This is a genomic window from Streptomyces sp. NPDC039736 (assembly GCF_055596485.1).
Genome location: NZ_JBVIUQ010000003.1, coordinates 497,085 through 522,933, shown reverse-complemented (window position 1 = coordinate 522,933; position 25,849 = coordinate 497,085). Strand labels below are relative to the sequence as shown.

Below are 25,849 nucleotides of genomic sequence, written 5' to 3'. Positions count from 1 at the left end.
CCCGTCTCATGCGCCTGCGCGCCCGCTCCCTCCCCCACGCCCTCGCCCTCCCCCTCGCCGCCCTGCTCTCGGCCTCGCTGACCGGCTGCGGCGCCCAGGTCACCGACGACCGGCCCGCCGCGAAGGGCTCGGCCGGCTCCCACTACCCCGTCACCATCACCAACTGCGGTGAGAAACAGACGTACCCGAAGGCCCCGGAGCGCGTGGTCACGAACGACGTCGGCATCACCGAGATCATGTTCGCGCTCGGCCTGGAGAAGCACATGGCCGGTTTCGTGATGCCGGACGACAAGGGCGACCTGACCTCGGTCCCCTGGAAGGACGGTTACACGAAGACGACCTGGATCTCGAAGAAGCAGATCAACAAGGAGATGGCCCTCGACGCCCGCGCCGACCTGGTCTTCGCCGGCTGGAACTACGGCTTCAACGAGGGGGAGGGCTTCACGCCCGCCGACCTGAAGAAGGTCGGCATCGGCTCCTACCTGCTGAGCGAGTCCTGCCGCAACGGGATCGGCGCCCAGTCGCGCGGCGTGATGCCGCCGCTGGACGCCCTCTACACGGACCTGGCCAACCTGGGCCGCGTCTTCGCAGTCGAGGACCGTGCCCAGGCACTGATCACGAAGTTCCGCAAGCAGGTCGCGGACGCCGAGGCCAAGGCCCTCAAGGGCGCGGACCGCCCCCGCGTCTTCCTCTACGACGACGGCAGGGACAAGCCGCTCACCTCGGGCCTGTACGCGGCACCGCACGACATCATCACGCGGGCGGGCGGCGACCACGTGATGAAGGACCTGAAGGACAGTTGGGCGACGGTCGGCTGGGAGACGGTGGTCGAGCGCGACCCCGAGGTCGTCGTGATCAACGACTACGGCGACACGACGGCGGAGCAGAAGCGTGCCTTCCTGATGTCCTACGCCCCGCTGAGGAACGTCTCCGCGATCAAGAACAACCGCGTTGTGGTGCTCGACTACGCGGAACTGGTCGAAAGTCCCCGCAATCCGGAAGCGATCGCGTCCCTGTCGGTGGACCTGCGCAAGCTGATGAAGAAGTAGAAGAAGTGGCGGAGCGCCCGTCCGAAGGGAGTTCCTGGGAGGACCCCGAGAAGCCCTTGGGGCCGTGGGAGGCCCTGGGACGCCTCGGCTATCCGATGTGCACCACCCTCGCCCAGTCCGGCGGCCCCGCCGGCACGTAGTCGGGGTCGTCCTCCTGGTACCGGGAGGAGCGTTCGTACGGGCGGTCGAAGAGGCCGACGACCGTCCGGGCGGCGGGCCGGGCCGACGGCCACGGGGTGTGGCCGTCGGTGAGGGCCACGATGACGTCCGGCCGCGGGCGGGCCCGCTGTGCCGTCGCGAATCCGGTGCGGAGATCGGTCCCGCCCCCGCCCACCAGCGGGATCCCCTCCGCCCGGCACAAGGTGTGCACGGCCTGGGTGGCCGCGTCGCAGGACAGCACGGTCACCAGGTCGCGGCGCCCGCCCACCGCCCGTGCGATCGCGGCGGCTTCGAGCAGGGCGCTGCCCAGTTCCGCGTCGCTGACGGAGCCCGACGTGTCGATGACGACCGTCACCCGGGGCGGCACCCGCCGCAGACTGGGCAGCACCGCGCCGGGCACGCTCGCGGAGCGGCGCGAGGGACGCCCGTACGAGTAGTCGTCCCCGGCGCCCGTTCCCGCGGCCGCCGAGCGGATCGCCGCGCCGAGCAGCTCCCGCCAGGGCTGCGGCGGATGGAAGACCTCCTCGGCCCACCGCTGCCACCCTTCGGGGGCGTTCCCCGGCCGGGACGACAGCCCCTGTGCGACCCGGAACCGTACGGCGTCCCGCTCCTGCGCGTTGAGCCCGTGCGCCCCGTCGGGGCCCAGGTCCCAGGCCCGTTCGCGGCCGTCGGCACCGCTGCCGCAGTCCAGCCAGGTGAGGCCGGCGGTGCGCGGGCCGAGGCGGAACTGACGCAGGTAGTCCTCCATCAGTTCGCCGTCGCGGAGCCCCAGCCGACGCGGCGTGACGGCCCCCTCGGGTTCGACCAGTCCGTCCCCGAACGCGTCGTCGTTGATCTCGCAGTCGGCGGCGATGTTCATGCGCAGGCGGTCTCCGGGTGCGGTCAGCTCGCGGGCGCGGGCGACGCGGTCGCTGCGGCCGTGGTGGTCACGGAGCAGGTGGGAGACCTCGTGCACCCACACCGCGGCCAACTCCTCGACGGGCGTGCGCTCGACGAACGCGGGGGAGGCGTAGCAGCGCCAGTGCCGGTCGACGGCCATGGTGGGAACGGAGCGGGAGGCCACGGGGTGCAGCGCGAAGAGGGCGGTGGCGAGGTAGGGCCGGGCACGAACAGCCTGGAGACGGGCCGCGAGGAGTTTGTCGAGGTCGAGGAGGAGACGGGGACGGTCGTCATCGAGGGGGAGGCGGGGGCGGTCGCCGGGGGACGGGGCCTGCGGGGCGGTGGGCGAGGAGCCCTCGCCGGAAGCGACCCCACCCCCGCGTCCGGTACCGTCGATCCGCTTTCCGGCGCCTCTGGTTCCGCGGGCCGCTCCCCCGTGCCCGGCACCCTCCACCCCGCTTCCGGCACCCGCCGACCCGAGCCCGGCCCGGCCCCTCGGGCCGGGTCCCGGCTTGGGCACGGACTTCGCCCGCGTCCCTGGCTCCTCCCGGCCCCTCATCGACCCGCCTGCGTCAGCGCCGCCACCCGGTCCGCCGCACGGTCCGCCCGGCGGGACAACCGCACGACCCCCGCGAGCTGCTCGATCGACGCCGGAACGTCCCATTCCTCCTGCCGCAACGAGGCCAGCGTCGTCGCCGGTACGACCACCAGATCGGGCGCTCCCGTCTCCATCGCCCGTACGAGCACGTCCCACGCCGCGTCCCACCGCGCCTTCTCCGGGCGCTTGCGGACCGCCGCCACCACCCCGTCCAACACTGCCTGCCGCAGATCTCCCCGCTCGGGAAGCTCCGCGCCGGCCGGATCGGCGAGGACGCTCTCCGGGTCCGGGAGGTCCATCCGGTCCAGGCCCGCCAGGAGTTCGAACCCAGGGCCGTCCCCGACCGTGCCCCTGACCAGCAGTGACAGCGCCTCCCGCGAAGCCCCCGCGGCCGTCGCGAACGCGATCAGGCGCAGCGTCATGTTCCAGCTCCGCGGCGACGGCCACGCCCCGCCACGCCGCGTCTCGCTGCTGGGCAGCCGGTGTACGAGTGCGGGCCTGGCCTCCAGCAGTCCGCACACCGCGCGCCGCGCGTACGCCACCGCGTCCGCGAGTTTCCCCGGGTCGAGCTGCGGCAGGCTCGCACGCGGCCACGTTCCGCCGAGTCCCCGTACGACGACGTCATGGTCATGGGTCCAGTACAGGTGCACGAAACGGTTCGCGAGCGGTGGGCTCAGCTCCCAGCCGTCGGCGGCCGAGGCACGGGGGTTGGCGGCGGCCACGATCCGTACCCCGGGCGGCAACCGCAGCGCGCCGATCCGCCGTTCGAGCACGAGCCGCAGCAGCGCGGCCTGCACGGCGGGCGGCGCGGTCGACAACTCGTCCAGGAACAGCAGCCCCCGCCCCGCCTCCGCGAGCCGCACCGCCCAGTCCGGCGGGGCCATCGGAACGCCCTGCGTGGCGGGGTCGTCGCCGATGACCGGCAGCCCGGAGAAGTCCGACGGCTCGTGGACGCTGGCGATGACCGTGGTCAGCGGCAGGCCGAGCGACTCGGCGAGCTGGGTGAGTGCGGCGGTCTTCCCGATGCCGGGCTCTCCCCACAGGAGTACGGGCAGGTCGGCGGCGACCGAGAGCGTCAGGGCCTCCAGTTGGACGTCGGGGCGGGGCTCGGTGGAGGTGGTCCCCAACAGGGCCAACAGGTCGCTCGCCACGTCGAGCTGACCGGCAGAAGGGGCAGGTACGGACATACGGCATCACCTTGGGGTACGAGAAGGATCCGCCGGGCGAGCGCACGGCGGAGCAGAACGGATGACCGGACGGGCTGGAAACGGAACGCGCTCAGGGACGGGACAGGCGGAACGTCGTAAGGAAGGGGCGGGGCCCGCCAAGCGGCGGGACGCGAGCGGGACGCGAGCGGGACGCGAGCGGGACGACGTCAGCGGCGGCTTCGCGTCCGGCCGGACGGCGTCGGATGCCACTGCCACCTGTGCCAGGAGAGTTCCGTCCAGTCCCGTCCGGGCTCCTCGATCCCGGCGCGGAAGAGCCCGTACGCGACCCGTCGCCGCGCCGCCTCGGCCAGTTCCTCCTGGAGCGCACCGCTGCGCAGCGTCGCCGCCGGTCCGAGCAGGCCCTCGACGACCGCGAGCGCGCCGGCCACGTCCCCGTGGTCGAGGCGTTCCCGCACTCCGGAGAGGCAGTGGGGGTTGCGATGCGCCTCGTCGACGACCCGCAGGCAGGGCAGCGGGGTACCGGTCAGCTCGACCAGCAACTCCTCGCGCCGCAACTCCGCCGGGTCGTGGTCGAGCGGTGCCAGCACCCCGTCGACCAGCCCGATCCGATGCCGGGCCCCACGGCAGTCGACGTACCGGGGCCGCCCGGAACCGGAATCCAACGCCTCCGCGGCGGGCGCCCGCCGGTAGTCCTGCTGACAGTCCGGTACGAGTACGGGCCCGACCAGCGGATGCAGCTCCCCGGCGCCGATCAGCCCGGCACGCAGCAACGCCAGATCGGGCAGCACCCAGGTCGCCGCGTCGGGCAGCACCGGAAGCCCGGGGTCCAAGGGCCCGGGCTCGGCCCGCAACCCGTCGCCGCCTTCGGCGGTGTCCAGCAGCACCCGACGCCGACGCCCGACCCGCACCTGGACGACACCTTCGCCGCTTTCGGAACTCTCGGCTCCTTGAGTCCCTTCAGTCCCTTGAGTCCCTTCGACGCGCCCCTCCTCGCGTAGCAGGAGCCGCGCCTCCTCGCCCCACCGGTCCACCGCGCACCACTCCCGGTGCGGAAGGTCCGGCAGTTGTCCGGGGTGCGGGCCGACTCCCGCCCGTACCGCCAGCTCCCCCGCTCTGCGGGCGTCCCACAGATGCCGGTGGAGGTCGAAGCGGAAACGCCGGTCGGGGCGGGCGGCGGTCCGGGTGCCGTCCCAGAGCGCGAGGCCGACCCGCTGGCCGGCGTCCGCCCAGGCGGGCGGTGTCCGGACCACGAGCCACAGCGTCCCGTTGTACCAGGAAAGCGGAATGGTCAGTCCGGGGCGCAGCAGCCCGTCGGGGGCGATCCGGGGAAGGTGCCAGCGCAGCAGGTCCGGCACCAGGCTCCGCAGATCCTCGCGCACCCGTGCCGCGAGGTCCTTGCCGTAGGTCCGTCGCACGTCCCGCAGCGAGATGTCGACGTCGACACCCGCGGCCGCGCACGCTCCCGCCCAGTCGCCGACGCGACGGCGTTCGGCAGCTTTCTCGATCATGGACGGCGGCACGGCGTACCTGCGCACGCGCAGCCACATGGAGAGCCGGACGTCCGACGGGCCCGGCGAATTCGCCGGATGCGGCGACTGCACGGGAGATGAGGAAGAGAGAAGAGCCCCGGACCCGGGTCCGGACCCAACAGGAGGGCGGGCGTCCACCGCCGCGTACTCAGTGAGCATCAGCACTCACCTTGCGCGGACGGGGCCCCCATTCGGTTTACCGAAGAAGTAGTCATCGCCGGGAGCATAACCACACCCCGCCGACATCGACCACCCTTTTCTCCGCCCTCCCTGCCCACAACCAATGGTTGTGCGCTCCTAAAATGCACGGCGTGGACATCGAAGCCGTGCGCACCTTCGTCGCCGTCGTGGAGTTCGGGCAGTTCCGGGAGGCGGCGGCCGAGCTGCGCGTGACCCAGCAGGCGGTCTCCAAGCGGGTGGCCGGCCTGGAGCGCGCTCTGGGCGTGGCCCTGTTCGTGCGGACGGCGCGCGGGGCGCGGCCCACCCTCGACGGGCAGGCGTTCCTCCCGCACGCCCGGGAGCTGCTGCACACCGTGGAGCGGGCGGCGGCTTCGGTACGTCCCGGCTCACGGGCCCTGCGCGTCGACGTGCTGCACCGGCGCATCGCCCCCGCCCTCGCCCTGCACGGCTTCCGCGCCTCGCATCCCGATACGGACGTGGACGTGGTCGCGCTCGGGGACTCGGACGCGACGTACGCGATGGAGGCGCTGCTCGCGGGCGACATCGACGCGACCTTCCGTGCCGTGCCCGGGTACGACCTGCCCAGGGGCATCCGGGCCGAACGCGTCCTGCACGATCCGCTGGACCTGCTGGTCGGGCCGCGTCATCAGCTCGCGTCCGTACGGTCGTTGACCCCTGCCGACGTGGCGGGCCACCGCATCTGGGTGCGCGGAGACAAGCGGGGCGCCGAGTGGGCCGCGTACTACGACGGGCTCGGCAAGGCCTTCGGGCTGCGGATCGACGCGGTCGGACCGGATTTCGGAACGGAGGCGCTGATGGACGCGATCGCCGAGTCCGACGCGCTGGCCACGCTGGTCGGCTCGCGGGACCGACACGTCTGGCCGGACACGCACGACCTGCGCAGGATCCCGCTGCACGGGCCGACTCCGCTCTACCCGCACTCGTTCCTGTACCGGACGGGCGACCGGCACCCGGGGCTCACGGCGCTGCTCCAGCACCTCGTCCGGACCCGGCCCGCGCCACCGGCGGACGCGTGGACGCCGAGCTGGGCCCGCTGACACGGCGCGGCACGGACTAGGAGGCAGCCGACGCGAAGGTGTGGGCGTTCTCCCGCGCCCACTGCGCGAACGTACGAGCCGGCCGCCCCAGCAGCGAAGCCGTCGTCTCGGCCACGGCTTCCGGTGTGCCGTCGGCGGCCTCCCACCCCTTGAGCAGTGAGGAGACCATCGGCCCGGGCATGAAGGCGGCCATCTGCCGCTCCTGTTCGGCACGGGAGATCCGCTCGACGGCGATCTCGCGGCCGAGCGCGTCCCCGAGGGCGGCGAGCTGCTGCCGGAAGCTGAGCGACTCGGGCCCGGTGAGGGTGATCGAACGGCCGGTGAGGGAGTCACCGGTGAGCGCCGCCACCGCGACATCGGCGACGTCGTCCGGGTGGATGAACGCGAACTCGGCGTCCGGGAAGGCGAGCTGGACCGGCAGCGACTGGCCGATGGTGCGCGCCCAGCCGCGTGCGTTGCTGTCGAAGGCGCCCGGCCGCAGGAAGGTGCAGGCGAGTTCCGAGTCCGCGAGAGCGCGCTCGACCTGAAGGTGGTGGAGGGCGAGCGGTTCGTTCTCGGCGCCCGGCGCGAGGACCGAGGAGGACGACAGCAGTACGACGTGCTCGACCCCGGCGGCGACGGCCGCCTTGATCAGCTCGTCGATGCCTGCGGGGTTCGGATAGAGGAAGACCTGCCGGACGCCGTCGAGCGCGGCGCCGAAGGTCTCCGGCCGGTCGAGCACCACTTCCACGGTGTCGACCCCGTCGGGAACGGACAGTTCGGCGGGGCGGGCACTGGCGGCACGGACGGGAAGACCGGCGGTGTGCAGCCGGTCGACGACGGCGCGGCCGATCTGGCCGCGAGCGCCGGTGATGAGGATGGTCACGAAGAACTCCATTGCTTGTATTCCAACATATGCATGCTCACATGCACACGTTTTCACGTCAACACATGTCTGTGCGAACTTATCCTCTGTACGATGTCGGTCATGACGAAGCGCGCACCGGAATCGGCCGACGACCTGCTCAACGCCGCAGGTCCAGCCCTCGGCAAGTTGCGCCGGTCCTCCCTCCTGGACGTGGAGAACCCCATCTCCGCCAAGGACCTGAGCCGCACGCTGGTGCTCAACATCGTGCTGGAGGCGGAGCAGGAAGAGCCCGAGGAGCCGCGCGAGATCACCGTCGGCGGCATCGCCGCCCATCTCGGCACGGACCCGTCCGTCGCCAGCCGGATGGTCTCGGACTGCATCGCGGCGGGCTACCTGGTCCGCGCCGCCTCCCAGCAGGACGGCCGCCGCACGGTCCTGCACCTCAACGAGGCGGGCCGCGACCTGATGACACGCTTCCGCCGCCACCAGCGCTCCGCCTTCGAGGCCATCACCGCGGACTGGCCCACATCCGAACGCCTCGAATTCGCCCGCCTCCTGCTGAAGTACGTGGCCTCCCAGGACGCGCTGCGCCCCACCCGCTGACGAGGGCCCACTCCCCATGCCCCGCTGACGACGCCCCGCCTCTACGGCTTGCGCCACACCAGCGTGTACCGCCTCACCCAGGGATCCCATCGCCCCAGCCGGACCGTCCTGCACCGCCCGGCGAACATGGGCGTATGCAGCAACGCGACGCCGAGCACCCGCCGGCCCCCCTTCTGGACCGCGCCCGTGCCTTGTGGACCGAACTCGCGGGCGTGCCCGTGTGGTTCGGTTCCACCGGCGACGACCGGGTCGTGGTCGCGCCCGCGTCCCGGTGGTGTTCGCCGTCCTGGTGCGGTTTCGTACGACTGGGCGACGCGGCCCTGGTGACCACACCGGACCGGAGGACTGCCGTCCGCGTGGCCGGGGCGACCCGGGGCCTGCCGGCCGAGGCGCTCCTCGACCCGGCGTGTATCCCCCTGCCCGTCCGCGAAGTCCTCGGCCCCGTCTCGCTGTTCTACGCGGACCGGAGCACCTTCCTCCCCACCCACGAACACGCGGAAGCAGAGAAGCGCCCTGCCTCCGCCCTGGGCGGGCTCCTCGCCCGGGTCGATCCGGCGGACGCCGACGAGAGCGCGCTGGCGGACATCGAGTCACCGGCCTTCTGCCTCAGCACGAACGGCGAGGTCGTGGCGGCGGCGGGTTATCAGGTCTGGCCGGGACGCACCGCGCACCTGAGCGTGCTGGTCGCGTCCGGCTTCCGGGGGCGGGGCCTGGCCCGTACGGTGGCTTCGGCAGCCGTGGCCCACGCCCTGGGCGAGGGACTGCTGGCGCAGTGGAGGGCCGGGCCGCTGCCTTCGCAGCGAGTGGCGCGGGCCCTGGGTTTCCGGGAGTCGGGGGCGCAGGTCAGCATGCGGCTGTGGAGGGATCCGGCGGAGCAGTAGCCCGCGACCCCCGTGGCGTACGGCCGTGGGAGTCTTCGCACACGACCCCGGGTCCGGCGTCGCCCCGCTCACCCCATCCGCATCTCCAGCACCTGGCCCGGCCACTCCCCCACCATGAACGGGTCGGTGCGGACGAACCCGTTCCGCTCGTAGTACGCGACCAGCTCGCCCCCGCCGCCCGCCCAGCAGTCCACCCGGAGCAGGTCCACTTCGGCCTTCCGGGTCAGCTCCACCGCGTGGGCCAGCAGCACCGAGCCCACGCCCTGGCCGGTCCGCTGCCGGTCGGTGATCAGCAGCCGGACGTACCGCTCGGGTTCGGTGACCCGGGGGATCGTCTCGTGGCCGGGGCCGGTGGCGAGCACCACCGCGCCGGCCAACTCGCCGTCCGTCTCGGCGACGTACGCCTCCTGCTCGGTCATGTACCCCTCGATCCGCTGCACGCCGCCGGGCTTCTGCGAGTACGGGGTGGTGCCCCACTGCTGGGTGTTGCCGCGTGCGTTCATCCAGGCCACGGCACCGTCGAGCAGGTCGAGGACGGCGGGCGCGTCATCGATGCCGCCGGGACGTATGCGAACAGCGGGGCTCGTGTGTGTCATGGCGGAAGCCTAGGGACCGGTGCCGCGCCGGTAAACCGTTGGCCGGTCCCCGCCGGGAGTCCCTACGATGCCGCCCATGAGCCATGGGAAGACCTCGTACGTCTGCCTCGCCTGCCGGGTCTCGTACAAGCAGCCGTACGAGGGGAGGTACGAGCGGCAGCGGATCTGTCCGCGCTGCACCGAGCCGCTGATCCACGCCGGGTCGGCCTTCGCCGCACCCAGGCGACGGGACGTCAACGCCTGGCGGACGCTCGGCGTGCTGCTCAACGCCGGGGTCGGATTCCACAAGAGCTGCTGCGGCGGCCCCGGCTTCCGGCCCCGCACCGTACGCGAAGTGCGCGAGCGCCTCACCGTGGGCCGCCGCACGGGCACGCCGGACGCCCGCGCACTCACCTGGCAGAACATGCCGTAAGGGGAGGAGCCGGACCGGCCCCTCCCCTGGTGCGCGGGCGGTTACTGCTTGCCCGCCCCCGCCTCCAGCGGCCGCACCCTGAGCAGCGCCCGGGTCGGGAACGCCGTCGCGGCCACCGTGAGCAGGACCGCCCCCGCCGCCAGCGGCACGGCCACCGCCAACGGGATGTGCGGGCCCGACCCCGTGATGCCCCGGGCGATCGGCAGCAGCGTGATCCAGGCGATGGCGGATCCGAGGATCAGCCCGGTCCCGGCGACCAGCAGCGCTTCCCAGCGCATCATGCCCCTGACCTGGCGGCGCGTCGTGCCGGAGAGCCGCAGCAGACCGACCTCGCGACGGCGCTCCAGGACCGTCATCACGAGGGTGTTGACGGCGGCGATGGCGGCGAATCCGCCCAGGACGGCCGCCATCACGGTGTTCGCCCACGCGCCGAGTTCCTGGGCGATGTCCGCCTGGACGCCGTACCCTGCGGCGTCGGCGACCGACGCGGCGGGGACGAGCCGCTGCAAGTCCTTCGTGAGGGCGACCTGCTCGGCCCCGGGCTTCGCCGCGACGAGGACCTGCGAGTCGTACGGGGCGGTCACATGCGTCGCCACATCGGCACGCGGCATCAGCACCTGCCCGACTCCCAGGCCCCTGCTGTACGTCGCCACCACCTTCGGCGTCACCTTCGTCCCGTCGCCGAGCCGCAGCGGAACGCGGTCACCGGTGCGCACGCCGAGGTTCTCGGCGAGCTTGCCGTCCAGCGCGACGGTGCCCTTGGCCAGGGCGGCGAAGGAACCGTTCTCCAGCCCCAGGTCGAGAACCTTGGGCAGGTCGCCGGGGTTGCCGGAGACGCCGAGGGCGGTGGCCGTCACCAGGTTCTGCAAGGACTCGTAGACCACTCCGGTACGGAGGATTCCGGTGGCGCTCTCGACGCCCGGCAGCGCGGCGGCGTGACCGGCGGTCGCGGCCGGAAGCCCGGAGGGCGACGTCAGGACGCGGTCGGCGACGACGGCCGAGGAGACGTTGCGCGCGGAGGCCTCGCGGATGCTGCTCTGCATGAAGACAAGGGTTCCGCAGAAGGCGATCACCATCACGATGGGCGTGATCGCGGACGCCAGACGCCGCGCATTGGCCCGGGTGTTGTCCGCGGACAACGATCCGGCCGCCCCCAACGCACCCGATTTGAGGGGGAAAGCGAGGAATCCGGTGCCGATTTGCGCGATCATCGGGCCGAGCAGCGCCACTCCGACCAGGAAGCACATGACGACGCCGAGCGCGGTCGTCGCCGCCGCGTCCCCGCCGAGCTGGGAGGCGACGGCAGCCATCGCCGCCCCCGCCGCACAGAAGCCGATGCCGAAGCCGACCCGTGTCCTGCCCAGCGTCGCGGAGGGCACGGCCGCCTGACCGAGCGCGAGTCCCGGCCGCAGGTTCGACGGCTTGCTGGCGGCGAGCCGTCCGGCACCGAGGGCCGCGAGCACGCTGATCAGCACCGCCGCGACGACCGGCAGCACTCCCGTCTCCAGGGAGATCTGCGGAGGGACCGCGCCTCGCTCCACCAGTTCGCCGAACCACCAGTGCGCCAGGCCGTAACCGGGGACCGCCCCCAGGAGTCCGGCCGCCGGGGCCAGCATCATCGCTTCGGTCGCGATGGTCCGCCGGATCTGCTTCGGGGTCGCCCCGATCGCCCTGAGCAGGGCGAACTCACGGGCGCGCTGATTCGTGGCGAGGGCGAGGGTGCCCATGATGACGAAGACGGCGGTCATGGCGGCGATCCCGCCGAAGGAGGCGCCGAGGCCCAGCAGATACGTCTTGCCGGCCGCCAGGGCCGGGAGTTCGGCACCACCCCGGTCCTTGCCGGTCAGCACCTGCGCCGAGTCCCCGACCACCTTTCCGACCTGCGCGGCGAGCGCGTCGGGGGTCGTCCCCTCCTTCGGGGTGACGAGGATCGCGTCGGCCTTTCCGGGGTGGCCGGAGAGCCGGTCGGCGGTCTTCGCGGCGAACCAGGCCTGCGTACCGAGCGGGGAGGGGGCGGCGAGTCCGGAGACGGTGTAGGTCCCCGCGCCGCCGGGCGCGGTGAGGCGGACGCGGTCGCCGGTCTTCAGCCCGGCCGTCGCCGCCGCCTGCCGGTCCAGGACGACCTCACGGGCGGCGGGCGCGCGCCCCGAAGCGAGGGGGCCCGCGGCGGCGATGCTCCCACCGGTCAGCGCCCGGACGCCCTGCTCCTGCGCGGACGAGGGCTTCCGCGCGGAAGAATGCTGCTGCACGGGGAAGGGCGCGTCCGGCACCGCCGAGGCGACACCGGGGCGGGCGGCGATCCGTGCCGCCAGCCCGGCGTCCACCCGGCCCCGTTCGGGCAGCGGGACCGAGATGTCCTGCTCGTCCTCGCCGCCCCGGCCCACGGTCAGGGTGGTGTACGGGTCGGCCGCGACGACGACGGGAGCGTGCGCGTACCGCACCGGATCGACCTTCGCGAGGAGGCCGGTCTGGAGGAGGGCGCCGCAGCCCGCGATGACGGCGGCGCCGAGGAGGAGGGCGACGAAACTGCCCACGAAGGAGGCCGGGCGGAAGCGGACCGCCGCCCGGGCGAGGCCGTTGCTCACGCCGCTGCCCCCGCGAAGGAGACGGGACGGAAGGCGGCGAGGTCGGCCATGCGCGCGGCCACCGACTGCGGGTCGGGGCGGTGGAGTTCGCCCGCGAACGCGCCGTCGGCGAGGAAGAGCACGCGGTCGGCGTGCGAGGCGGCGACCGGGTCGTGGGTGACCATGACGACGGTCGCGCCCATGGAGTCGACGGCCCGGCGCAGCAGTCCCAGCACCTCCTGCGCGGCCTGGGTGTCGAGCGCGCCGGTCGGTTCGTCGGCGAAGACCACCTCGGGGCGGGTGATCAGTGCGCGGGCGATGGCGACGCGCTGCTGCTGGCCGCCGGAGAGCTGGCCGGGACGGCGGTCGCCGTGCGCGGGCAGGCCGACCTCGGTGAGGAGCTGCTGCGCGAGCCGGTGGTCCTGCTTGACGCCCGCGAGGCGCTGCGGCAGCAGGACGTTCTGGGCGACGGTCAGCGAGGGCAGCAGGTTGAAGGACTGGAAGACGAAGCCGATGCGGGAGCGGCGGAGTTCGGTGAGCCGGTCCTCGCGCAGGCCGGAGATGGACTCACCGCCCAGCAGCACGTCCCCGGAGCTGGGCCGGTCGAGGCCCGCCGCGCACTGGAGGAAGGTCGACTTCCCGGAACCGGAGGGGCCCATCACCGCGGTGAAACCGCCGCGCGGCAGGGCCAGGTCGATGCCGCGCAGGGCGTGCACGGTGGCGGAGCCGCGCCCGTACGTACGGACGACGGAACGCAGCTCGACGGCGGCGGGCACGGGCTGGTGGGAAGAGGCCGGGTACGCCGGTGCCTCGCTCCTGGGGCGCTTCGTACGCGTCTCGGTGTGCGTGCGGTGTCGACGCAAGGCCATGACGTCCCTTTCTGCACGGTTCGCTCGCGAAGCGCCGAAGCCGTGGGTGGTGTGGTGCTGTTGGTACGTGATGCCCCCACCGTAGAAATTCGGAGGCCCGGAAGAAATGGGGCCAACCAGGCTCTGTGGGGTGGTGCTAGCCCCCCGTGGGTGCGGGGTTCAAGCCCTCGGTTCCCACTTTTGAGGAAAGAAAGGCAAAGCCTTGCGAGGATGCGGACAGACAGCAAAACCGCAGGTCAGACGGGTAACAGCGAAGCGTTAGCGGAACGTAAGCGGAACGACAGGGCGGGGGCTGAGGCTGAAGGCGAAGCAGGTGCTTGCACCGTGCACCAACCAATTCGCCACACCGCGGACCGACCAGTCCGCCGCATCTCAGGGGGAGCCCCACATGCGTACGTCCACCCGTCGCCCCGCAGTTCTCGCCGCCGCCGCGATCGCCGCTCTGAGCCTCTCGCTCACCGCCTGCGGCGGTGACGACAAGGCCGCCGGCAGCGCCGCCTCGCCGTCCTCCGCCGCGGAGCAGTCCTCCCCCGGCGCGTCCTCCCCCGGCGCGTCCTCGGCCGGCAAGGGCCAGACCGACGGCCAGGGTCAGGGCCAGGGCAAGGACGACGCGGCCCAGGGCAGCACGACCGGCTCCGGCGCGCCCGGCTCCTCCGCCACCCAGACCGGCTCGAAGAAGCCCGGCAAGGGCAAGGTCCCCGCCTGCACCGTCGACGACGTGAAGATGTCCGCCACGACGAACGCCGAGCCGCCCTTCAGCTACCTCGAACTGACCGCGAAGAACACCTCCGGCCGCACGTGCCAGTTGGTCGCCTACCCGCAGGTCACCTTCGGCGACTTCCACACCGCCAAGGTCATCCCGGCCGTCGCCAAGAGCAAGCCGGCGGCTCCGGTCGTGCTGGAGCCGGGCGCGCCCGCCTACGCCAAGATCAAGATCAACTACGGCGGGGTGGACGAGGCGGGCGTCGAGCGCAAGGAGTTCAACGTGCAGGTCTTCGCCGCGGGCGGCGGAGCCCAGGAGGGCGCCGAGATCGTCACCGTGCCGCGTGCCTTCCACGTCGACGAGAAGAACGCCAAGACCGGCTACTGGACGCACGAGTTCCGCAACGGCGCCGACGACTTCTAGCCGCCCCCGGGCGCGACGCCGACGGCCTCTTCGTCGCGCGAGCGCCCTCCCCCGAACAGCCGCCCCGCCGGAATCCCCCATCCCGACGGGGCGGCTCCCTTTTCTCCCGCCCGTGGCCGGCCCACGCGGTCGCCGCTCCCGGCCTCCTCGATGACGCCCGCGCCCCGGAAAAAGCCACCGGAAGATCACTTGCTGACGGGTCATGACATCCTGGGACGTCACGACCCGCCGAAGGGGATCGGCGGGCGTCCGGGAGCTCTGAGGCTCCTGGGGGCTTTGGGGTTACGGGGAACATCGATGAGGCTCTGCTTCCTGGTGGAAGAGCACTACCGGCACGACGGCATGCCCCGTGAGGTGATCGGCCGGCTGACCTCCTGGGGCCACCGGGTGGACGTGGTGCGGCCGGGCGGCTCCCTGCTGGAGATGGGCGAGGCGGTGCGCGCGGGGGTCCACGACGCCTGGGTCCTGAAGACCGTCTCCGGCGGACCCGGGCTCACCCTCCTGGAGGCCGCCGCCGAGGCCGGACTCACCACCGTCAACGACGCCCGCGCGATACGCCGCGTGCGCGACAAGGCCCTGGCCGCGGCGATCGGCCGCAGCCACGGCCTGCCCCTCCCGCCGACCTACGCGGCGGCCTCCCCGGAACTCCTCGCCGCGATCCCCGAATCCGCGTATCCGCTGGTCGTCAAGCCTGCCGACGGCAGCGCGGGCCGCTCGGTCCACCTCGTTCCCACGCCCGGTCGGCTCGCCGCCCTGCTCCCCGAACTCGCCGGCGAGGGCATGCTGATCGCCCAGCCGTACGTGCCCAACGCGGGCGTCGACCTCAAGGTCTACAGCGTCGGCGGCGAGCTGTACGCGACCGAACGCCGCTCACCGCTCCATCCCGACCACCCGGCGCGCGAACGCCGTGTGGCGCTCCCGGCCGAGGTCGCGCGGACCGTCGTACGGGTCGGAGAGGTGTACGGACTCGATCTGTACGGAGTGGACGTGCTGCTGGGCCCGGACGGGCCGGTGGTCGTGGACGTGAACGACTTCCCCAGCTTCCGCCGGGTTCCGGACGCGGCGGGGCAGGTGGCGCGGGCGGTACTGGAACTCGCCCGGCGGGGACCGGTGTCGCCGGAGCCCGGCGACACCGGGGTTCCGAGAGTTCAGTCCCTTCAGTCCCTTTCGGGCGCGAATCGACATATTTCAGGCGCGGAAAAGGTCGTTTCCGGCCCCGAACGGCTTCATTCGGCCCGCCCCGGACAGATTCGGTCCCTCCCCGGCGCCTCCCGGTCCCTTTCCGGCAGTACGCAGTCCCCGGGCGCCGCCCAGCCCCTCCCCGACATTCCCCGGCCCCTCCCCGGCGCCGGCCAGTCCCTCCCGGACCCTGGCGAGTCCCTGGCGCGATCCGCATCCCTCGGCGTGCCCGTGCCCGTGCCCGTACCCGTGCCTGTGCCCGTGCCGGCCGTCGCGGGTGAGGGCGCATGAGGGTCGGTCTGATCACCCCCCGGCCGGACCATCCGCTCCTGGCCGCAACCGCCGTGCTGCTCACCGACGCCGGTCACCAGGTGCTCGTACACGATCCGTCGTCGGCACACACGGAATCGGAACAACCGGACACCGGGCCGGTGGCGGACGTCTACCTCCTCAAGGCCCGGACGCCGCGCGCACTCGCCCTCGCCCGTGTGCTGGAGCGGCGCGGTGCACGCGTGCTGAATTCCGCCGCCTCCACCACGCTCCTCCAGGACCGTGCGGTCATGGCGGACGTGGCCCGGAGTGCCGGACTCCCCTTCGCCCGCACCACCGCCTTCGCCACGCTCACCGAACTCGCGGCGGGCCCCGCGCCCGCCGGGCCCGTGGTGGTCAAGAGCCGTCACAGCCGCAAGGACGACCTCGTCGTACGCGTCGACAACCCGGCTGAACTGCGACGACTCGCCGAACAGCACCCGCACGAGCCCGTCGTGGTGCAGGAGTTCGTCCCCAACGACGGCTGGGACGAGAAGCTGTGGGCGGTCGGCCGACAGGTCTTCGCCGCACGCCGCCGCTCCGAACTGGCCCGCGAGGACCTCGGCTCGCCGCCTCCGCCCCTCGACCGCACGGACCTGGTGCGCCGGGTGGGCGAGGTGTTCGCGCTCCAGGTGTACGGGGTCGATGTCGTCGGCGCGCGGGAGGGCACCCCGCTGATCGTGGACATCAACGCCTTCCCCGGCGTCCGGGGGCAGGCGGGAGCCCCCGAGGCACTGGCGGCGCTGGTGCTCGACGCCTGCGGGAAGGCCCCGGCTACCCTTCCCGCATGCCGACCACGAGCCCGGCCGACGACGCCCGACTCGCCCTGACGGCCGCCCAGTCGGGGGCCGCGGTGGTCCGGGAGCTGTACGGCGCCCCGCTGGCCCGGGTCGAGAAGTCCGCCGGGGACTTCGCCACCGAGGCGGACCTCGCGGCGGAGCGCACCATGCTGGACCTGTTGCGCGCCGCTCGTCCCGAGGACGCCGTGACGGGTGAGGAGAGCGGGGCCACGGGGGCGGCCGGCACACGACGCCGCTGGTTGGTCGATCCGCTGTGCGGCACCCTGAACTACGCCGTGCGGAACATGCTGGTCGGCGTGAACGTCGCCCTGCGCGAGACCGGGTCGGGCATCACGGCGGCAGCGACGGCCGACCCGTTCCACGACGAGGTGTTCTGGACGGACGGCACCCGGGCCCTGCTCCGCAGAAACGGTTCGGACACCGTCCTCCGACCGTCCCCCGACTCCCGCCTGGTCGACCTGAACCTGGACCCGCCGTTCCCCGCCTTCCCGCCCGCCCGTCTGCTCACCGCCCCCGGATTCGCCGCGCGCTTCCGTCCACGGGTGGTCTCCACCTCCCTGGCACTGGCCTGGGTGGCGGCCGGCCGGCGCGCCGCGTACGTCACCGACGGCGGCGATCTGCGCGAAAGCGTGCACTTCGCGGCGGGGATCGCCCTGTGCGAGGCGGCGGGGTGCACGGTGACGGGCCTCGACGGCCTGCCGCCGGCGGCGAGCGCGGGGGGCCTGGTGGCGGCGGCGGACGCCCGGACGCATGCGGTACTGATGCGGCTGATCGAAGAGCAACGCCACGTGCCCAGCAGCGGCCCCGGCCTGCCCCGCACGGAGTGACTCCGGACGGCCGACGGTCCGGCGTCGCGCAGGATGTTCCTCATGCACCGCTTCGAGTTCCTCAGCCACTCCGCGAGCAGAGAAGCCCCCGAGTACGTCCTGTGCGGCTTCCGCATCGACGGCGTCGACCTGCGTACGTACGTCATCGAGGCCACCCGCGAACACTGGCACCGCGAGCACGAGGCCGACGGCCTGGACCCGGCCGAACGGGAACGGTCCCTGCTCGCGCAGCACCGGGGACTGCCACTCAGCCGACTCGAGGACCCCGTACGGCACTTCCTCGGCGAGCCGGCCGGGGACTTCTCCCGTGCGGCCGTGGCGGAACTGATCGGTGACTCCACCGGCCTGCCGCCCGGAACCACCCCGCTGCTCGGCTGCTCGTGCAGTGTCTGGGAGTGCTGGCACCTGCTGGGCACCGTCACCCTCGCCCCGCAGACCGTCACCTGGTCCGGCCTCCGCGAGGGGCGCCGACCGGAATGGGGCGACCTCGCCATCGGCCCGTTCGTCTTCGACCGGCCCTCCTACGAGCACGCGCTCGCGCACCCGGTCCGCCTCATGGACGACCCGTCGGCCCACCTGTACGAGTGACCGCCGCCCCCTCTCGGCGCACGTCCGCCAACTCCTCCAGCAGCCGTCGCTTCGGGCGTGCGCCCACCATCGACTTCACCGGTTCACCGCCGCGGAAGAGCATCAGCGTCGGCATCGACAGCACCCCGTAGGCCACAGCCGTCTGCGGGTTGGCGTCGACATCGATCTGCACGACCTTCAGCCGGCCGCATTCCTCGTCCGCGATCGCACGCAGCACCGGAGCCAACTGGCGGCACGGCCCGCACCAGTCGGCGGTGAATTCCACCAGTACCGGAAGCTCCGCCTCCAGCACCTCGTGCCCGAAGGTCGCGTCCGTGACCTCGTCCACTCCTGCTGCCTTGATCATCCCGATCCCCTTCTCGACGCACTTCTTCTCGACGCACTTCTTCTCGGCGCTCTTCTTCGGCGTTCTTCGCGTCAGCCCGGTTCGTCCTGCCACGCCCGGCCCAGCTCGCAGAGCGGTTCGGGACCTCGCGGAAGTTCCGCCTCCGCCCGGACGAGCTGTGCGCCGACCTGTTCCCGCACCGCCTGCAACTCCCCGATCAGCACATCGAGTTCCGCCAGCTTGCGCCGGTAGACGTCGAGCGAGGCCGCGCAGGAGTCTCCCGCCGGGTGCCCTGCCTGCAGGCACTCCACGAACGGACGGGTCTCCTCCAACCCGAATCCGACGCCCTGCAAGGTACGGATCTGCTCCACCAGCCGCAGGTCGTCGTCCCCGTACACGCGGTACCCGTTGACCGAGCGGCGCGCGGGCAGCAGCCCGCGCGCCTCGTAGTACCGCAGGGTCCGGGTGCTGACCCCGGCCCGCTCCGCCAGCTCACCGATGCGCATGAGGACGACGCTAAACGTTGACCCCGGCGTCAAGGCAACGGCCAACGGCACCGGAGAAGCCCCGGAACCTCCCCGAAACATGTCCCGGGCACAATGCACGCCCATGACGACCACGAAGCCCCTGACGCCGACGGGGCCCGCGAAGCCCACAAGGCCCACACGGATCGAGCAAGTCGGCTGGGACGACCCCGACGCCACCGCCCTCCGCGCCCGGCAGCGCGCGGAGATCGCCGAACGCTACGGAACCCCGGACAGCGAACCGGGCACGCCTCCGTCGGCGGACGACATCGCGGTCTTCGTCGTCGCCCGCACCGAGGACGGCACCGCCGTCGGCTGCGGCGGGCTGCGCGACATCGGCGCCTGCACCGGCGAGGTCAAGCGCATGTACGTGACCCCGGACCAGCGCGGCGCGGGTGTCGCGCCCCTGGTCCTGGCGGCGCTGGAGGACTGGGCGCGGGCCCGGGGCTGGACGCGTTTGCGGCTGGAGACCGGCCTCGCCCAGCCGGACGCCGTCCGCTTCTACACCCGTCGCGGATACCGCCGGATCCCGAACTTCGGAGCGTACGAGGGTCTGAGCACTTCCCTTTGTTACGAGCGCGAACTGACGCCCTCACCCGCCTCCGCCTGACACCGCTGCCGGTGCACCGCCAGGCCGAAGCCCTCCGGAGCCTCGGACGGGCGCGTACCGGCCCAGGGCGTCCAGACGGCCCCCGGACCGGCCCGCTTCCGGTATGCGAAAAGGCGGAGCAGGACAGGGCGTGCGCATGTGACACTCCCCCCATGCTGGGTGTAACCGATCTCCCGACCTACCTCATGGGTCTCGTCCTGATAGTTCTGCTGCCGGGACCGAATTCGCTGTACGTACTGTCCGTCGCGGCTCGCCGGGGCGTCCGCTCCGGGTACAGAGCCGCCGCGGGCGTCTGGTGCGGCGACGCCGTACTGATGGTGCTCTCCGCCGCCGGCGTCGCGTCCCTGCTCCAGGCGAACGCGCTCCTGTTCGGCATCGTGAAATACGCGGGAGCGGCCTACCTGACCTGGCTCGCGATCGGCATGATGCGGGCCGCGTGGTCGATGTGGCGCACCCGGCACGAGAACACCGACGCCGTGGCCCCGGCGGCCGAGGCCCCGACCGCGGTCGAGCGCCCGTACCGGCGCGCTCTCGTGATCAGCCTCCTCAACCCGAAGGCGATCCTCTTCTTCATCTCGTTCTTCGTGCAGTTCGTGGACCCGTCCTACGCCTATCCCGCGCTCTCCTTCATCCTGCTCGGCGTGCTCGCCCAACTGGCGAGCTTCCTCTACCTCACCGCGCTGATCTTCAGCGGCACCCGGCTCGCCACGGCCTTCCGCCGCCGCAAGCGGCTGTCGGCGGGGGCGACCACGGGTGCCGGGGTGCTGTTCCTCGGATTCGCCGTGAAGCTGACGCTGGCCGGCGCCTGACCTGGGCCGACACCGCCCTCGTACCGCACCGAAGTCCCCCCGTGCAACGACCGGACGCCCGCGGCGCCATGACGCTGCGGGCGTTCGCCGTCCTTCCGGCGCCGGGGCCGTTACCGCTGTTCCGGCCTGCGGGCCACCCACAGCGTCCGCGACGTGACGACCGTGAGGTCGTCGCGGCGCAGGATGCTCTGCGGACCGTCCTCGTCGAGGAGCACGGCGAGCGCGGCCCGGTCCTCGGCACCCAGCAGGTCCACGAGGCGGTCCCGCAGCCGCCGCAAGGTGGCCTGCGCGTACCGCCCCGTCGCGTCGGGCAGCGGTGCGGTCAGGCGGATGTCGAAGCGCCGCTCCGACTCGACGGCGAACCCGGCGGCCACCAGCCGCGCACCCCAGTCGGTGCCGAGGTGCGGTACGGCCTCGGCGTGTTCCCCGGCGACGGCGGTGTACAGCCGTTCCTCCAGCCCCGGCCGCCCGAGCGCGACCTCCGCCGCCGCGGAGAGGAAGCGCGGGAACGGCGACGCGTCCATCTCCGCCACCGCCAGCAGCCCGCCGGGCCGCAGCACGGCCAGCAGTTCGGCGAGGGCACGGTCGGGGTCGGCCATGTGGTGGAAGGACGCGGAGGCCCACACCAGATCGACGGGTCCGAGGCCGCCCGGCCAGTCCGCGTCCAGATCGGCTTGTACGGTACGGAGCCGGTCCCCGGCGATCCCGGCCGCGCCCACCTTGGCGGTGACGCGCCGCAGCATCTCCTCGGAGAGGTCGACGGCGGTGACTTCGGCACCCGTGAACTGCTGGAGCAGCGCGAGGGTGCCGGTGCCGGTGCCGCTGCCCAGGTCCAGGATGCGGCGCGGCGGCGTGGCCGCGGTCAGGCCGGCCAGCAGGGCCATGACCTCGGCGAGGTAGGAGTGCAGGACCTCGGCGTCGAGGTCGAGGACCTCGGCGAGCCCGGCCTCGTCCGCCGCGGAATGCCCGCCGTGTCCGTGCTCATGGCCGTGCCCGGCAGAGTGACCGTGACTGTGCCCGGCAGAGTGACCGTGACTGTGCCCGGCCGAGTGCCCGTGTCCGGCCGAGTGCCCGTGCCCCGCACCGTGGCTCGGCAGCCCACCGGGCCCGTGCCCCGCCCCCTGCCCGTGGTGGTCCGGAACCTCGTTCTGCTGCGCCATCGTCCTGCTCCCGACTCTCGTTCCAGCTCCTCTTCCGACTTCCGACCGTACGCCGCCCTTGCGCACTGGACATACAATCTTGCGCATGACGCAAGACGGAGAGCTCGACAACCTGGTCCGCAAGAGAATCCGGGGCCTGCGCGTGGCCAAGGGCTGGTCCCTGGACGAACTCGCCGCCCGCTGCTATCTGAGCCCGTCCACCCTGAGCCGCATCGAGACGGGCCACCGCCGGATCGCCCTCGACCAGCTCGCCCCGATCGCCCGTGCGCTGGGCACCTCCCTGGACCAGCTCGTGGAAACGGTCTCGGACGACGACGTGGTGATCCGCCCGCAGCGCGACGAGGCTCGCGGCCGGACGACGTGGATCCTGAGCCGGGAACCGGGCCCCCAGGGCATGAGCGTGGCCAGGATGCGGCTCACGCAGCCGGCCCCGCGCGGCAGCGCGGACTCCCAGCGGGTCCACCCGGGCAAGGACTGGTTCACCGTGCTGTCCGGCACCGTCGAGCTCCTGCTCGGCGAGCGGACGATTCTGGTCGAGGCCGGCGAGGCCGCCGAGTTCTCGACGATGATTCCGCACGCGTTCGGCGCGTACGACGGCCCGGCGGAGATGCTCTGCATCCTCGACCACGACGGCGAACGCACCCACCTGCGCCCGAAGCCCTGATCCGAGCCCTCCCTCCGCGCCCTGGCCGAATCGCGTCCCCGCGCCACCCGGCCCCATGACACCCTCGGCATACCGCCCGCCACACCTCCCCGCACCCGAAGGAGCAGCCGCGTTGGCCTCCCGCCCGGCAGTCCCCCGGAAAAGACCCGTGCTGCTCCTCCTGCCGCTGGGGCTGGTCCTCTGGCTCGCCGCGGTCTGCGTCGCCATCGCGCACGAGCCCCCGGAGGGCTCCCCGTCGGCCACGGCGCTGAGCACCGACGTCACACGGGCCGTCCGCGACCAGGACGCCGATCGCCTCCAGCGTCTCTTCGCCCCGGACACGGTCGGGGACGACTACGCGGCGACCCTCCTGGCACGTCTCACCGGTGCGGGCCCGACGAGTCCCCCGGCCACTGTGCGAACCGCCGACGGCGGACAGTTCCTCCACCTGGGGACCACTGCTGCCGACGGCCGCCCCACCTGTCTGACCTGGCAGATCACGCAGACGGACGACCGGTGGTACGCCGACGGCATCCCGCCCCTCGCCCCTCCGGCCTGCCCGTGACGCCCGCCAGCGCTCCTACGCGACCGGCGGCGTCACCCGGTGCCGTACCCATACGTTCGGTTCGACGTACACCGCCCGGTCGTGTTCCAGCGAGCACCGCACGGGCACGAGCGCCCCGGGAACCTCCACGTCCCCGTCCTCCTCGAAGGGCAGCCCGGTCCACTCCCGCCACTGGGCCAACGAGCCGCTCACGGTCATCGACGCGGGCGCGACCCTGTGCACCGTGCCGCCCGCCTTGACGTGCACCCTGAGCCACGGGTCGGCCGGCAGTCCGTCCTCGCGGAGGTCCTGGACGTACGAGGACAGGGGCACCGTCGGCCGCAGGTGCTTGGCATTGGGACGCACCGGTGCGAGCAGGGTGTCGTGCCCCTGCCGGCCGACCGCCCCGCGCATCGCGTCCAGCATGCGGTACGACAGCCCGCAGCCGAGGTGGTCGGCGTCGATCGTGATCTCCAGCGCGCTGGCGACCGTCGGCCGGTTCCCGGACCGCCGGTCCTCGGACGCCCACAGCAGCACCTGGTCCCAGCCCCGGTCCGGCATCTCCTCGCGGCCGTCGAGCACCGCGCTGAACGGCACGCTGAGGCCGCGCGCGACGACGCGGTCCCCGTCCGTCGCGACCACGCAGTACTCCGGGAACTCCTCGACCACCCGGCCGAGCAGCGCGTTGACGACCGGTTCGTGCGCGGTGAACTCGGGCCAGGTGTCGGCGATTTCATACGCCCGCCCGATCAGTTCGGGGCGCTCGGCGAACGAAGTGATGCGAATGCTGTCGTTCTCTTTCACGGAACGGCATTCTGCCCCGCTCGTACCGCCCGTGACCAGCGATATCGGCACGCCGTGCCCCCGTCCGCACGCCCCGGAGGCCCCCGGTGCGCGGACGGCGACACCCCCACCGGCGCCGAAGCGCCGCCCGTTCCGGCGCGCCTACCGCACGTCGTCCCACGCCATCGAGCTCATCCGCCAGCCGTCCGGCGTCCTGAGGAACTGGGTCGTCTTGCGGCCCGCCCCCTCGAACCACTCCCCGTCGCGGAAGCCGGACTTGCCGTACTCGCTGAACCGGTGGGCGACCGTCCCGAAGATCTCGGTCCGTTCGGCGACCTCCCACTCCGAGAACTCCGTCAGCGTCCCGTCGCTGAGGATCCTCTCCCGGGGCGCCACGAAGCCGTCCAGGTCGTAGATCACGGTCTGCCCAGCAACGTTGCTGATGATCATCCCTTCCGGAATGAACACCTCCCGTACGACGCCGACGTTCGCGTGCCGTCCGCCCCGGTTGTCGAAAGCGCCGAGGAAGACCTCCATCAACCGGTCGAGCTCCGCCTTCACTCCGGTCACGCCCTGCTCCGACGTCCCCGGGTCCAGGGAACCCGCCGGTTCGGTTCCCGTTTGCCCCGCACCTGACTCCACCACGCCGTCTCCCCGTCCGAGGGCCGCGTCCACCACGCGCCCACCGCGCCCGATGTTCGCCCACCGTCACCCCGCGAACAAGCCCCGGTGCTGTCGCGCGCCGGGTCCCTGCCCGGCCGCGCACTCCCGGTGCTCCACGACGGCCGCCAGATCCTGCACGGTACGGGCGACCGCCTGCGGGTCGGACAGGGTCGAGAGGTGTCCGAGGCCCGGCCACACCGCGAGGCGGCCGTCGCGGCAGGCGGCCAGGAAGGCGCGTTCGTCACCGCGGAAGGGGTCCCGGGAGCCGTTGACCAGCCAGACGGGGCCGGGGTAGTCGGCGAGCAGGGCGACCGGATCCGTGGCGGTGACGGCGTCCGCCACGTCGCCCATGGCCTCGCAGGACAGCCCGCCCGCGCTCATGGCGGCGGCCGCGGGCGCGGACAGCACGCGCCGGAAGCCCCGGACGCTGAGCCGCTCGGCCGTCTCGGGGTGGCGGGCCCCGAGGTGGAACTGCCGACGCAAGAGGGAGGCGTATACGCCCCGAGGTCTTGCCGTACAGCCGAGAGCCAGGACGCCCGCCACCTTCTCGGGATGCCGGGCCGCCGTGGCGATGGAGACGTACCCACCGGTCGAGAGCCCCACGAGCAGGGCCCGGCCGCCGAGTTCGTCGATGGCCGCGGCCGCCGCGCCGACGGCGCCGTCCATGGTGAAGCGTTCCCCGCTCCGTCGGCCGTGACCGGGCAGGTCGGGAGCGGCCGTCCGGCGGCGCGCGGGGTCCGCGTCGACGGCCCGCATGACGGGATGCCACATCGTGCCGCTGACGCGGACACCGTGCAGGAAGACGACGGGCAGCACTGAGCCGATGGAGGTCATGGCGGCAAGCTAACACCAAAATCAACGCTACGTTGCGTTGTTTTTGGACTTCCCGCCTTGCTAGTGTCGGCAGCCATGAATACCCAACAGCCGCCGCCCGCCTCCGGGGTGGGGAGCGCGCCCGTGAAGCGGACCAGCGGTCCCCGCAAGTCCCAGGAGATCTTCGACGCCACCCTCGACCTCCTTCAGGACAAGGGGTACGAGGGCCTGACCGTCGAGGGCGTCGCCGAGCGCGCCGGCGTCAACAAGACGACCCTCTACCGCTGGTGGCCCTCCAAGGGCGCGCTGCTCGGGGCGGCTCTCGTCAACAGCACCCGGCTCGGCTTCCCGCTTCCCGACACGGGCTCGCTCCAGGGCGACCTGGAGACGGTCCTGAACTCCGTCGTCACCCTGCTCACCACCCGGCCGACCGCCAGCATCGCGATCGCCTCGCTCGGCGCCGTCGCCCAGAGCCCCGAACTCGCTCTCCACGCCCGGAACTTCTTCGCCGACCGGTTGGCCAGGGAACAGCCGATCCTCGATCGCGCGATCGCGCGCGGGGAGCTCGCCCCGGACACCGATCCGGCTCTTCTGATGCACCTCATGGACATGCTCGCCGGGGCCGCGTGGCTGCGTGTCGCCTTCCGCCAGCTCCCGCTGGACGCGGAATTTGTCACGCGCACGGTCCGCACCGCCCTGCACGGCGCACTCGAACAGCCCCGGCCGCTGGGACATCCCTAGCCGCCCGGACCG

27 protein-coding genes and 1 pseudogene are annotated in these 25,849 nt (G+C 72.7%); 15 read left to right on the top strand and 13 right to left on the bottom strand.

Annotated features, from left to right (window positions below; translation table 11 throughout):
- Positions 1 to 8 precede the first annotated feature (8 nt).
- Positions 9 to 1,049 carry an ABC transporter substrate-binding protein gene (locus ACZ56L_RS11825; RefSeq protein ID WP_468687280.1) on the top strand — a complete coding sequence of 347 codons (1,041 nt, stop codon included), beginning with the start codon at positions 9 to 11 and terminating at the stop codon, positions 1,047 to 1,049.
- Between the two features lie 88 nt (positions 1,050 to 1,137).
- Here the strand turns inward: ACZ56L_RS11825 and ACZ56L_RS11820 are convergent, their stop codons facing one another.
- From ACZ56L_RS11820 to ACZ56L_RS11810, 3 genes are all read right to left on the bottom strand, one after another.
- Positions 1,138 to 2,607: a vWA domain-containing protein gene (locus ACZ56L_RS11820; RefSeq protein ID WP_471063462.1), complete on the bottom strand. Its 1,470-nt coding sequence runs from the start codon at positions 2,605 to 2,607 to the stop codon at positions 1,138 to 1,140.
- A 35-nt stretch (positions 2,608 to 2,642) separates the two neighbouring features.
- Positions 2,643 to 3,872 (bottom strand): AAA family ATPase, encoded by a 1,230-nt coding sequence (locus tag ACZ56L_RS11815; RefSeq protein WP_471063460.1) that lies wholly within the window; start codon positions 3,870 to 3,872, stop codon positions 2,643 to 2,645.
- Between the two features lie 188 nt (positions 3,873 to 4,060).
- Positions 4,061 to 5,401, bottom strand: coding sequence for a hypothetical protein (locus ACZ56L_RS11810; protein WP_471063841.1), 1,341 nt, complete (start codon positions 5,399 to 5,401; stop codon positions 4,061 to 4,063).
- A gap of 293 nt (positions 5,402 to 5,694) precedes the next feature.
- Between ACZ56L_RS11810 and ACZ56L_RS11805 the strand changes: the two genes are divergently transcribed.
- On the top strand, positions 5,695 to 6,621 hold the full coding sequence (locus ACZ56L_RS11805) for a LysR family transcriptional regulator (protein WP_471063458.1): 927 nt from the start codon (positions 5,695 to 5,697) through the stop codon (positions 6,619 to 6,621).
- Positions 6,622 to 6,637: 16 nt separating this feature from the next.
- Here the strand turns inward: ACZ56L_RS11805 and ACZ56L_RS11800 are convergent, their stop codons facing one another.
- Positions 6,638 to 7,498 carry an NAD(P)H-binding protein gene (locus tag ACZ56L_RS11800; RefSeq protein WP_471063456.1) on the bottom strand — a complete coding sequence of 287 codons (861 nt, stop codon included), beginning with the start codon at positions 7,496 to 7,498 and terminating at the stop codon, positions 6,638 to 6,640.
- Positions 7,499 to 7,588: 90 nt separating this feature from the next.
- Here ACZ56L_RS11800 and ACZ56L_RS11795 point away from each other — a divergent pair, with 90 nt between their 5' ends.
- A complete protein-coding gene (locus ACZ56L_RS11795) occupies positions 7,589 to 8,071 on the top strand; it encodes a MarR family winged helix-turn-helix transcriptional regulator (protein ID WP_468687267.1) in 483 nt (160 codons plus the stop codon).
- A 134-nt stretch (positions 8,072 to 8,205) separates the two neighbouring features.
- On the top strand, positions 8,206 to 8,952 hold the full coding sequence (locus tag ACZ56L_RS11790) for a GNAT family N-acetyltransferase (protein ID WP_471063454.1): 747 nt from the start codon (positions 8,206 to 8,208) through the stop codon (positions 8,950 to 8,952).
- A 68-nt stretch (positions 8,953 to 9,020) separates the two neighbouring features.
- Here ACZ56L_RS11790 and ACZ56L_RS11785 read toward each other — a convergent pair whose 3' ends face one another.
- A complete protein-coding gene (locus tag ACZ56L_RS11785; protein WP_345227598.1) occupies positions 9,021 to 9,548 on the bottom strand; it encodes a GNAT family N-acetyltransferase in 528 nt (175 codons plus the stop codon).
- A 76-nt stretch (positions 9,549 to 9,624) separates the two neighbouring features.
- On the opposite strand from ACZ56L_RS11785, the gene ACZ56L_RS11780 reads away from it, so the two are divergent.
- Positions 9,625 to 9,960: a deoxyxylulose-5-phosphate synthase gene (locus ACZ56L_RS11780; RefSeq protein WP_468687262.1), complete on the top strand. Its 336-nt coding sequence runs from the start codon at positions 9,625 to 9,627 to the stop codon at positions 9,958 to 9,960.
- Positions 9,961 to 10,001: 41 nt separating this feature from the next.
- Here ACZ56L_RS11780 and ACZ56L_RS11775 read toward each other — a convergent pair whose 3' ends face one another.
- Positions 10,002 to 12,545 carry an FtsX-like permease family protein gene (locus ACZ56L_RS11775; protein ID WP_471063452.1) on the bottom strand — a complete coding sequence of 848 codons (2,544 nt, stop codon included), beginning with the start codon at positions 12,543 to 12,545 and terminating at the stop codon, positions 10,002 to 10,004.
- Entirely contained in the window at positions 12,542 to 13,393 is an 852-nt protein-coding gene (locus ACZ56L_RS11770) for an ABC transporter ATP-binding protein (protein WP_401766307.1), read from the bottom strand. The genes ACZ56L_RS11775 and ACZ56L_RS11770 overlap by 4 nt, the downstream gene beginning before the upstream one ends.
- A gap of 388 nt (positions 13,394 to 13,781) precedes the next feature.
- Here ACZ56L_RS11770 and ACZ56L_RS11765 point away from each other — a divergent pair, with 388 nt between their 5' ends.
- The 5 genes and pseudogenes from ACZ56L_RS11765 to ACZ56L_RS11745 all read left to right on the top strand — a co-directional run bounded on the left by ACZ56L_RS11765 (position 13,782) and on the right by ACZ56L_RS11745 (position 18,222).
- Positions 13,782 to 14,519: a DUF4232 domain-containing protein gene (locus tag ACZ56L_RS11765; RefSeq protein WP_471063450.1), complete on the top strand. Its 738-nt coding sequence runs from the start codon at positions 13,782 to 13,784 to the stop codon at positions 14,517 to 14,519.
- 297 nt (positions 14,520 to 14,816) lie between these two features.
- Positions 14,817 to 15,656: pseudogene (locus tag ACZ56L_RS11760) on the top strand (ATP-grasp domain-containing protein); the annotation flags it as partial.
- 329 nt (positions 15,657 to 15,985) lie between these two features.
- Positions 15,986 to 16,837 carry an ATP-grasp domain-containing protein gene (locus ACZ56L_RS11755; protein WP_471063448.1) on the top strand — a complete coding sequence of 284 codons (852 nt, stop codon included), beginning with the start codon at positions 15,986 to 15,988 and terminating at the stop codon, positions 16,835 to 16,837.
- Positions 16,795 to 17,634 (top strand): inositol monophosphatase family protein, encoded by an 840-nt coding sequence (locus ACZ56L_RS11750; protein ID WP_401766335.1) that lies wholly within the window; start codon positions 16,795 to 16,797, stop codon positions 17,632 to 17,634. Before ACZ56L_RS11755 ends, ACZ56L_RS11750 begins: the two co-directional genes overlap by 43 nt.
- Before the next feature lie 42 nt (positions 17,635 to 17,676).
- Positions 17,677 to 18,222, top strand: coding sequence for a hypothetical protein (locus ACZ56L_RS11745; RefSeq protein ID WP_401766314.1), 546 nt, complete (start codon positions 17,677 to 17,679; stop codon positions 18,220 to 18,222).
- Here the strand turns inward: ACZ56L_RS11745 and trxA are convergent.
- Positions 18,188 to 18,568, bottom strand: a complete 381-nt coding sequence (gene trxA, locus ACZ56L_RS11740) for a thioredoxin (protein WP_471063839.1) — start codon at positions 18,566 to 18,568, stop codon at positions 18,188 to 18,190. The genes ACZ56L_RS11745 and trxA overlap by 35 nt on opposite strands.
- Before the next feature lie 71 nt (positions 18,569 to 18,639).
- Complete coding sequence (locus ACZ56L_RS11735) at positions 18,640 to 19,053, bottom strand: MerR family transcriptional regulator (protein WP_471063446.1); 414 nt, start codon at positions 19,051 to 19,053, stop codon at positions 18,640 to 18,642.
- A 103-nt stretch (positions 19,054 to 19,156) separates the two neighbouring features.
- Between ACZ56L_RS11735 and ACZ56L_RS11730 the strand changes: the two genes are divergently transcribed.
- On the top strand, positions 19,157 to 19,681 hold the full coding sequence (locus tag ACZ56L_RS11730) for a GNAT family N-acetyltransferase (RefSeq protein WP_471063443.1): 525 nt from the start codon (positions 19,157 to 19,159) through the stop codon (positions 19,679 to 19,681).
- A gap of 152 nt (positions 19,682 to 19,833) precedes the next feature.
- A complete protein-coding gene (gene leuE / locus ACZ56L_RS11725; protein ID WP_345227620.1) occupies positions 19,834 to 20,490 on the top strand; it encodes a leucine efflux protein LeuE in 657 nt (218 codons plus the stop codon).
- A 110-nt stretch (positions 20,491 to 20,600) separates the two neighbouring features.
- Here leuE and ACZ56L_RS11720 read toward each other — a convergent pair whose 3' ends face one another.
- Positions 20,601 to 21,650 (bottom strand): class I SAM-dependent methyltransferase, encoded by a 1,050-nt coding sequence (locus tag ACZ56L_RS11720; protein WP_471063441.1) that lies wholly within the window; start codon positions 21,648 to 21,650, stop codon positions 20,601 to 20,603.
- 85 nt (positions 21,651 to 21,735) lie between these two features.
- On the opposite strand from ACZ56L_RS11720, the gene ACZ56L_RS11715 reads away from it, so the two are divergent.
- Positions 21,736 to 22,314: a helix-turn-helix domain-containing protein gene (locus ACZ56L_RS11715; protein ID WP_401763708.1), complete on the top strand. Its 579-nt coding sequence runs from the start codon at positions 21,736 to 21,738 to the stop codon at positions 22,312 to 22,314.
- A gap of 148 nt (positions 22,315 to 22,462) precedes the next feature.
- Positions 22,463 to 22,858: a hypothetical protein gene (locus ACZ56L_RS11710; RefSeq protein WP_471063439.1), complete on the top strand. Its 396-nt coding sequence runs from the start codon at positions 22,463 to 22,465 to the stop codon at positions 22,856 to 22,858.
- A 15-nt stretch (positions 22,859 to 22,873) separates the two neighbouring features.
- Here the strand turns inward: ACZ56L_RS11710 and ACZ56L_RS11705 are convergent, their stop codons facing one another.
- The 3 genes from ACZ56L_RS11705 to ACZ56L_RS11695 all read right to left on the bottom strand — a co-directional run bounded on the left by ACZ56L_RS11705 (position 22,874) and on the right by ACZ56L_RS11695 (position 25,117).
- The gene (locus ACZ56L_RS11705) at positions 22,874 to 23,641 is read right to left on the bottom strand and encodes an N-acetyltransferase (protein WP_471063437.1); all 768 of its coding nucleotides are present in this window, start codon (positions 23,639 to 23,641) and stop codon (positions 22,874 to 22,876) included.
- A gap of 141 nt (positions 23,642 to 23,782) precedes the next feature.
- Complete coding sequence (locus tag ACZ56L_RS11700; RefSeq protein WP_345227630.1) at positions 23,783 to 24,190, bottom strand: DUF4440 domain-containing protein; 408 nt, start codon at positions 24,188 to 24,190, stop codon at positions 23,783 to 23,785.
- A gap of 138 nt (positions 24,191 to 24,328) precedes the next feature.
- Positions 24,329 to 25,117, bottom strand: a complete 789-nt coding sequence (locus tag ACZ56L_RS11695; RefSeq protein WP_471063434.1) for an alpha/beta fold hydrolase — start codon at positions 25,115 to 25,117, stop codon at positions 24,329 to 24,331.
- A 75-nt stretch (positions 25,118 to 25,192) separates the two neighbouring features.
- Here ACZ56L_RS11695 and ACZ56L_RS11690 point away from each other — a divergent pair, with 75 nt between their 5' ends.
- Complete coding sequence (locus ACZ56L_RS11690) at positions 25,193 to 25,837, top strand: TetR/AcrR family transcriptional regulator (RefSeq protein ID WP_471063433.1); 645 nt, start codon at positions 25,193 to 25,195, stop codon at positions 25,835 to 25,837.
- The last annotated feature ends 12 nt before the right edge of the window (positions 25,838 to 25,849 follow it).